The following is a 9,060-nucleotide window of genomic DNA, read 5'->3' as shown; positions in this document are numbered from 1 at the left end:
TGATGTTGAAGCAAGGCACCATCGTCGATGCCACCCTGATCCACGCGCCCAGCTCCACCAAGAACGCCCAGGGCGAGCGCGATCCGGACATGCATCAAACCAGGAAGGGCAATCAGTGGTACTTCGGCATGAAGGCCCATATCGGCGTCGATGCCCAGTCCGGCTTGGTGCATCACGTGGCCGGCACCGCCGGCAATGTGGCGGATGTCACGATGGTCGATCAGTTGCTGCACGGCGAGGAAGTCGATGTGTTTGGCGACGCCGCCTTTACTGGCGTGCACAAGCGAGCCGAACACCAATCGCGAGCGGTGCGCTGGTGGATTGCGATGAGGCCCGGCCAGCGCAAAGTGCTGACCGACTCAGCCGATGACCGGCAGATCCAGCTGGTCGAAACGGTCAAAGCCAAGATTCGGGCCAAAGTGGAGCATCCGTTTCGGGTCATCAAGCAGCAGTTTGGCTACCTGAAAACACGCTACCGCGGCTTGAAGAAGAACACCGCACAACTGATGACGCTGTTTGGGCTGGCCAACATCTGGCTGGCGCGAAAGGCCTTGTTGGCGGGGATCTGAAAGGGGGGATGGCCGGGAATCGGGTCATCCTGGTGGTTGCCAGTCTGAAATCGGTGGATCTATTGCAGCCGAAACACCTGCGAGAAATTGCATTTCTGTTTGCGCGGCAGGTTGTTCAGACCTTCCCTAGTCGAACGGCAAGCCTGTTGATGATGGACGAAAACGAAAATGTCTAGAAAAGCCGCAGCAATTCAATGTGACAAATGAGCGAAATATGAAACTTTAGAGTTATTGCCGAATATACACTCTTTACGCTCTTCATCCAACTCAATAATCCACTTGAATATCATGATAAAACCCACCCACTCCCCCGCGTCCCGCTCCCTACCAAATAAACGCGATGAACCGCAAAAAAAAATAGAAGAACCACGCAATCCAAGGATCGACAAACCAACATTTTATCCACCAGGCATTCCAGAACAAATTGAAAATATCAGGGAATTATCCGGATGGGATGAAAATACAACAGCCTTACTGAAAATAATCGCCTCGAAACTACATCTCTCCGGAAAAATAGGCGACCATTTGCTTGAAGAGTTGATGCAATTCGATGGCAACAAACAACATAAAAAATCATTAACAGAAGATTTGAAATGCGCTTTACGGGACATTGCGGCAGAGTTGGAGAACAACCCTGATGAATATTATGAGGCTCTGTTCTATCAGTCAGTGGCCAAGATCAGCCCACAACCGCTGGTGCAGAACAACCACGCCGTTAAGGCGAGTCAGGACAACCACGCCGTCACGACGAGAATATTATCGGATATGGCTGATGGGGTGCTAAAAAACGTTGTATACAAACTGGTGATCGAATCGGTTCCCATCAAGGATCTGCACCAACTGAAAATAAACTATGACGAGTTGTGCAAAATTTACAACGATAATTATACGTCACAAGACAGACTGGAACGCCTGCACACCGCATTGGAACATCTGGATACTAATATTGCGAACCTTTGGGGGAAAAATCCTGCATTAGCACCCGCTCTGAAACCATTGCAAAGTTGCCTCGAAGCAATAATGCCTTGGCTGAAGAGTGTGAGCCATCAATGGCAGACCTTGGAGTACGGCATTCAGGAATACCAAAATCATTCGTCAGTATTTGATAAGTTTGGCGACTTATTGGCGATGACCAACACCATACTATCTGATCAGAAGTTACAAGATGTTATCGGGAAAACGAGTCTCGACAGCATCAGGCAGCATGTGAGTGCATTGGAACAGACCTTTGCGCAATTCAAACTTTTGCAAAATCTGCCTGACGATTCAGACTTACTCGATTATGTGAACATTCTGATTGCCAGCCCGCTGGCCCGACAGGCGCTGGACGCCTCCCTGCTGCAACTTGCGCAGGCACTGGCGTCGGTGAGAAGGGGCTACCCCAGCGAGGGTTCGCTGGACGCAAAAATAACATGGCTTACCAGCACCCTGGCCGAACCCGGGATTCTTTCGCATCTGGAAAGGTGGCTGGCGGACAAGCCCCAAGCGAACCAAATCATCCCTCTCCTCCATTTTGCCGGCCAACTGCGCCACTTTCCCATAGATGGCTCATTGTGCAGTCAGGCGCTGTGGCTGCTGCAGCAAGCGAGCGGTCACGCCCCGGCGCTGGCATGGACTCAGTCCTTTCAGGCTGAGTTGGGAACATCGACGGCATCCCTCGCGTTATTGAACCGCCTGTTAGCGATCAACCAAAACGCCGGATCCTGGTCTGGCCTGATGTTCGATTTTGCCAAGGAACTGGCCCCTTCCGCCTTGTGGCTGGCGGCTCGCAGCGCCGCCAACACCTTACTGCCGCAGGAAGCCGTGAGGAAACTGGAAAAGTTTTATCAGGAAAGTACCGCCAATGAAAGCTGGTATGACTGGAGCAAGCGCCTTGCGAGCAGCACCGCAAGTCTCGTCATACCCTCCGCCTTTGCTGCGCTGACACAGGATCCGCTAGCTGCCGCCACCATGCGCTACGCGCAAGCCATCGCGGATCACCGCTGCTTTGATGACACGTTGCGTTGGTTTGTCGCCAACGACCCAAGCGATGACAAACAGTTGCAGTTCGTGTACGGCCAATACTTGAACGCCATGTTGATGTGGGAGGCTTACCAAGCCTTCAACAGCAGCACCCCTGAAGCAGCCGATAATGCCCTGTGCCAATTAGCTGCAAAGCTTAAGGAGTACGGCGTCGTCAAGCATTATCCGCAGCTGGAGACGTTGATTGATCTGATCCCGCTGCTGCCAGCACTCCGGGAGGCGCAGCGGGAGGTCGGTGCACTACGCCCTGCCGACACTTGGCTTGCATGGGCCAGTCAATGGCTGGACGCGCTTGCCGGCAGCCAAAACAAGAACATGCAGGAACTGAGGGAGAAACTGTCAAGGAAGGTTGAGAACTGGCTGGCGGACGCTGCGATGTCAGCTTGCGGGACCGTAATAGAAAAATCGCGTGAAGGACTCGGTTCGCTCTGGGCCGCCTTGCCCTCAGTGCGCGATCCTCTCACCTTCCCCACTGCGCTGGCGGATGATGGCGACAGGACTTCCTTCTCACCTGATCATGTTCAACAAGCTTTCACGCTGGGTGAATTTGGGCGAGCGGCAGACATACTTGAACAGATGACCTCTGAGAAACAGGCGGCATTCACCAGTCGCTACCCAGAAACGGCTGCGCTGCTCAAGGATAGAATGACGGGAACACACACCGGTGACGTCACGAGAAGCCTCGGCCCAATGCAGCTGGGTCTGAGCACCCCCCTCCCCAGGGAGGAGGGTGCGGCTGCCACGGTAGCCTCCCGCAGCAACGGGGCGAATTGGCAACTTGGAGCAGGCTTAGGACTGGAAGCAGTCGGCTTGGCGGCCATCGCTTATGGTCTGTGGCAGGCCAGACAAGCAGGACGGGTTGCCGCTCCTGCCACTGACGACATCGAGGCGACGTTGATAAATGATTCCAACGATCAGGGCAAGGATGTGGGAAGTTTGACCCAGTCCAGTCTTATCGCCAAGGCGGCTCCAACCGTTCCGTCTTCGCTGGGCAATCGATTGATGGAGCAGAAAATTCCCCTGCTGCTGGGGTTGGCTGCAGTGACGACGGGAGCGGGCGTACTGGGGCATTACGCGTGGTCTCGCCGTGGCGTGGACGATCCCTCACCTGCAAGCGACAGCGACTATCAAAAAGCGTTGGCCATCTTCCAGGAAAATCCGGTTCCTGATCTGGACTTTCTTTTTTATGACGAGCTGGCAGATACCCCCCCCGAGGGTGGTGCCACTGCCACTGCCACCCGCACGAGCGAGATGGTGTCCGTCGAGACGCTCCTAAGCCGGCGCAAGAGGAACGCCGACACAGACAGCGCGTCAATCCAAACTCGTATCGATAGGCTGCTCCGCGAGGAGAGGCTGAGCGACTATGGGCCAATACGCGCACTATTCGAGGGCGTGAATCAGAGTAGCGATGTGAAACACCTCATTAAACATCAACGGCCTCAGTCTGAGATCAATGTTATGAAATTACTCAAGGCTATTGAGCTCTACGACATGATTCCTAAATTTTTTGATGACGAAACCATTGAGAAATGCCGTCCCATCATTGATGGCTTGTGGCAAATTGCAGACAATCTGTCTGATGAATATGGCCGGTCCAAAGTAGCGGAATACAAGAAAGCCTTTTTAATTCAAAGCGCAAAACAAAAATCGGCTGCGGGGCAGGGCACCTCTTTGACTTCAACTCCGGAAGCCGCTGTGACGACTGAGGCGCCAAGGGTGTCGGCGCAGTTGCTCAGCGACTTCGAACGCTATGGCCGAAAAACTTTGGAGGACCTCGCCAAGGCGTACAGTCCCATTTTGAATCCATCTGATTTCATTGATAAATTTATCGAAGAAGGGATACGGCGCTTCGAGAAGAGCAAGGGTATTTCGCTTGGCGGATTGGGGCCAAACAGCGGAATCAACGTAAATGCTAGACACGTCATTAGTAATGTAGGAGGAGGCTCCATCCAGACCGATTATGTCTACACTCACTCGTTGAAAGATATTATTACCGGCCACTATTTGTATGAGTACAGATCAGGCCCGCTGAACGACTGGAGGCTCAATGTTGCCAATCCAATATACAAGGAGCTGATAGCATCGCTCAAAACGGATGATTTATCCTCCAAGATGGTGCAGGCGCTGTCAAATTATCGCAACAATCCAGATAATCGTTCTATATTAACGACGCATTATCAGAATATGCTTAGAGAACGATGCGAAAAGTATAAGGAAAGCCCAAATAAGATTCCCGCATATGAAGAAGCCGTGCAAAAATTTTTGAACGGGGAAATCCAGGCAACGGAAGTAACGTTTAATAAACATAAATTAAATGGCGTGTTCTTCATTCCCCTAGCCCCCCCCAACAGCCAACGCGGGGTACTTTTCAGCGTGGATGATCCAAATTTTTTCCATGTCAGTGACAAAAATATTGCCTATGATGGACTTTTTGGCAGAGCAACCGCTGTCGTACCATCGATGCCACTGACAACAGATTTCAAGGACTGGGTTCTTAGTAAACTACCGGTCTATTACGCCAGTGAATATAAACACAGCCCGCTTTCCATGTTCGAGAGCTCGGTAAAATACCACCATAACGATTTTGCTCCGGAGGTTCCTGAGGTGGTGAATCCCTTCGGATACACCGCAAGCCGTAATCCACCTGATCTGGCCAATAAGCTATTCGATGGATTCATGGAGCGCCTGGATTCAGATATCGATAAGTTGTTGTTCACCAGATCCGAGCAGATTACTGAAGAAACGCTGGAAATGGCCAAGGGGGTTCTGGCTGTTTTCAGTTCGGTATTGGCTTTCGTTCCCTGCACGGGCCCGCTGCTGAGCCGCATCTCGCTATTTATGACTAACCTGGCCATTGATACAGCATATGTAACAGCTACAGCGATGCAGGCTCAGCAAGCCAATAGACCGGAAGATGCAGCCGCCTATCGCAACGAAGCCATCATTGCCGGCGTCGTGGGCGGCTTGGTGGCCGTGCCGTCAGGCGTTCAAACGACCCGGGAGGCCGCCCGCCAAGCGCGCATCCTACGACAACAGGTCAAGACGGCATCGGCTAGCGCAATCCCTTCGCTGTTGAAGCATATGAACTGGGAAAAACTCATGGACAGCCGCAAGATTGATCTCCTGGCCGATACCATGAAGAACAGCGAAACCGCCAAAGAACTGGCTCGCTTAACCAGCGCCGATGCAGTCGAACAATCGATACGGCGGAACTTGCAACTGGACGGCCTGGGCCAAGCCAAGTCCCGATTCACCTGGGGAAAATTGCCCGCTGAACAGGCACAGGTTCAACGCAGGCTGAATTCCGACCTGACGCGCTTGCAAGACGCAACAAGACAACTTGACTGGATCCGCGAGCAGAAGCCGATCATCCCGCGCCGTACTTTGTCTGGCGGTCCGGAAGATGCAGCAGCTCGCTGGATCGTCAGCCGCAGCCGTACTGCCTCCACGGGTGTCGATACCGTGGCGCAGCCGCGCATACGGCAAGCGCTCATAGACTTTCGGCAGGCCGACTTGCTCGATTTTGATACCCTTGAGCGCATTCACAATGCCGTCTACATGCCTCCCCCGGGTCAACAGGCGCGCACATTCCGTTCCAGCAGCGATCCTACGTTCATGGGTTCTGACATCGCTCGTGCCGGCTTCAAGCGCGCGCTGGGCGATATTCGAATCAAGGTTCAGGCCGGGGAAATGGACTTGAGCGAGGCGCTTTATACGGTTATTACACGCTACCACCCCTATGGCGATGGCAACGGCCGTACGGCGCGGACCGCCTACGCGCTGGCGCAATTGCAAAATCAGCAACCGGGGACCGCCTTCAAGGCACTGACCGAATTTGCCGAAGAGGTACTCAATCCCCCTCTCGGTCAGTCCGTGAATACGGGAACCCTCCATGAACAATTACGGGTGCTTGTTAATCGGGAGCCAGAGGCTTTGCCGGAAGAAATGACGACTTACCTGTCAGAACTGCGGCAAATCCCCGAGATCAATGCCAAGATGCTGAGTCCACTGCAAAACTGCGAGGCCATCGTGGACGACGCCGTCAAATTCATGCGGAGCAAGGGTATGGATAACATCCGGTATCGTGGGATGTATCTCTGGGCCAATGGCAGCGACAACCTCCCCGGAAACCACTTTGTGGTTCTTGGCGATATAAACGGCGAAACTTTTGTATTCGACTTGACGGCAGCCCAGTTTTCCAATAAGGGCATGCCCTCGCTTGATCAACCGCTGATTCTGCGCGAAGCCGACTGGGCGAAGCGTTACGAAAGCGCGACCACCACCAAACTGATCAAATATAAAGACTTCGACCGTTTTAATGATGCTCGCCATGCCTTCAACTCGATAGACCAGCGACTACCAGATGAGCTGATCGATGGGGCCTACGTGTTGGCGAAACCCAGATGGTACAAGGCATAGTGTTTAGTCCCGTGTAATCACCCTATGGCTCGGTGTTATCTTCTGCAGACAACCCGAGCCATTTTTGATGAACACCAACAGGAAATTTATTGGGAGTGGGGCATCAATCTCAACTGAACCATGAAAATGAGCGAAATATTAAATTCTAGAATGGCTAAATTGATATCATTTAACCTCATTCCTAGATAAATTTAAAGTTTGCCATGCCAAATACAAAATTGACAATGGATGTTAAGTACAAGCTGGATTTGCTAATCAACTCCGTGCGCCAGACGCATAAAAAAAATAGTACAGAAAAAACCAAGGATGCAATTGGACAGGTCTTGAAAGCATGTTCAAATACATGCTTAGAAAAGGGGGTATCTGTAAAAGGCATGAAGAATATGCTTCACATGTCTAGTCTATGGGAGGTAAAGCATGCTTGCACATATGTCATGGAAAATCTTCCTGACCCATACGGATCTAATAATATATCTTGCGACACAAAGGAGCGAAACGATAAATTCAAATGTGAACTTAATTTCATGATCAAAGGCGTAGAAAATAGAATAAAATCTGAATGGGCTATTTTCAATGCTTGCGAACAAGAGTCAGCAGCTACAGGCAGAGTCAATTACAACTTCAGAAATCAATTAATGGAAAGACTAAGGGATCCAATTGATAGCAATGTTGATCTGCCCCCGTCAGCCGTACCAGCAATCAGGAGAGAAGTCCTAGGTTTGCATGGTGGTGGAACCCGCTGATCTTTGGCTTGCTACTTGTGCCTGGCGATGGCGTGCCGCAAATTCCGCTGGCGGTATCCGGCCAATCAATCCATGGGGACGGACTTGATTGTAATCGTCCCGCCACGTGGAGATGATCTGCCTGGCCTCCGCCAGCGAATCAAAGACATGCTCGTTCAGGCATTCATCGCGGAATCTGGCATTGAAGCTTTCGATGTAACCATTCTGCATCGGCCGGCCCGGTTGGATCAGGATGTGGCGGATACCGCGGCTTTGCGCCCAGCCCATGAATGCCCGGCTGGTGAACTCTGGCCCATTGTCCGTCCGGATCGCTGACGGATAGCCGCGAAATTGCGCCGCCTGATCCAGCATCCGCGTGACGTACTGGCCGGACATCGAGAAATCCACCGCAATCCGCACCGCTTCGTGGCTGAAGTCATCGGCGACCGTCAGGCATTTCAAGCGCCGACCACTGGCTAACTGGTCGCTGACAAAATCCATGCTCCACACCTCATTCCACTGCGTAGCGGCTTGCAGCGGCGTGCGCACGCCGGTCAGCTTGCGCCGACGATTACGCCGCCTCACCGCAAGGCCTTGTTCGCGATACAAGCGGTACACCCGCTTGTGGTTGATGCCCGGAAACTCGACGCGCAATAGGTCATGCACCCGCCGGTAGCCAAAGCGGCGGCGCGCGTGGGCGATATCGACGATGCGCGCGGTCAGCTGATGCGTGAGTGGATCCGTTTGCGGCGGATGTCGCCAGGCATCTCGGGAAAGCCCCACAAGCCGGCAGGCGCGGCGTTCCGACACTGCCAGTCCGCTACTCAGCATGAGGCGGATGGCCTGCCGCTTGGCTTGCGGGGCTAGCGCTTTACCCCGAAGGCGACCTTGAGGGCTTCGATATCGAGGTGGGCTTCGGCCAGCAACTTCTTGAGACGGGCGTTCTCGGCCTCCAGATCGCGAGCGCGCTGCAGCTCGGGGACGTTCATGCCGCCATATCTGCTGCGCCATTTGTAGAAGGTGGCTTCGGAGAAGCCGCCTTGGCGGCAGACCTCCTTGATGGCCATGCCGAGTTCGGCTTGCTTGAGAAAGCCGATGATCTGCTCTTCGGTGTATCTGCTCTTCTTCATATCCGTCATTTTCCTTCAAGTGACGGACTTCTCTCTACTTTTGATTGGTAGGGGCTGAGGGGAGCAGATCAGCAGACCTCCTTGATGGCCATGCCGAGTTCGGCTTGCTTGAGAAAGCCGATGATCTGCTCTTCGGTGTATCTGCTCTTCTTCATATCCGTCATTGTCCTTCAAGTGACGGACTTCTCTCTACTTTTG

At 53.0% G+C, this 9,060-nt stretch carries 5 protein-coding genes; 3 read left to right on the top strand and 2 right to left on the bottom strand.

The window, feature by feature from the left end; genetic code table 11:
- From JHD59_RS21050 to JHD59_RS21040, 3 genes are all read left to right on the top strand, one after another.
- Positions 1-569, top strand: a 569-nt coding sequence (locus JHD59_RS21050) for an IS5 family transposase (protein ID WP_199155690.1), incomplete at its 5' end; no start/stop codon positions are given.
- A gap of 288 nt (positions 570-857) precedes the next feature.
- On the top strand, positions 858-7,010 hold the full coding sequence (locus tag JHD59_RS21045; protein ID WP_199155689.1) for a hypothetical protein: 6,153 nt from the start codon (positions 858-860) through the stop codon (positions 7,008-7,010).
- A 203-nt stretch (positions 7,011-7,213) separates the two neighbouring features.
- Complete coding sequence (locus JHD59_RS21040; protein ID WP_199155688.1) at positions 7,214-7,753, top strand: hypothetical protein; 540 nt, start codon at positions 7,214-7,216, stop codon at positions 7,751-7,753.
- On the opposite strand, the gene JHD59_RS21035 is transcribed toward JHD59_RS21040, so the two are convergent.
- Positions 7,724-8,862, bottom strand: a protein-coding gene (locus tag JHD59_RS21035) for an IS3 family transposase (RefSeq protein WP_233164441.1) whose coding sequence is annotated in 2 segments (ribosomal slippage) — positions 7,724-8,613 and positions 8,613-8,862 — 1,140 coding nt in all. Because the reading frame shifts where the segments join, the coding sequence is not laid out codon by codon here. The genes JHD59_RS21040 and JHD59_RS21035 overlap by 30 nt on opposite strands.
- 68 nt (positions 8,863-8,930) lie before the next feature.
- Positions 8,931-9,026 carry a transposase gene (locus JHD59_RS22920; RefSeq protein ID WP_233164440.1) on the bottom strand — a complete coding sequence of 32 codons (96 nt, stop codon included), beginning with the start codon at positions 9,024-9,026 and terminating at the stop codon, positions 8,931-8,933.
- Positions 9,027-9,060: the final 34 nt, after the last annotated feature.

The organism is Chromobacterium sp. ASV23 (genome assembly GCF_016428945.1).
Classification (GTDB): Bacteria; Pseudomonadota; Gammaproteobacteria; order Burkholderiales; family Chromobacteriaceae; genus Chromobacterium; species Chromobacterium sinusclupearum.
This window is presented reverse-complemented; position numbering and strand designations above follow the sequence as displayed.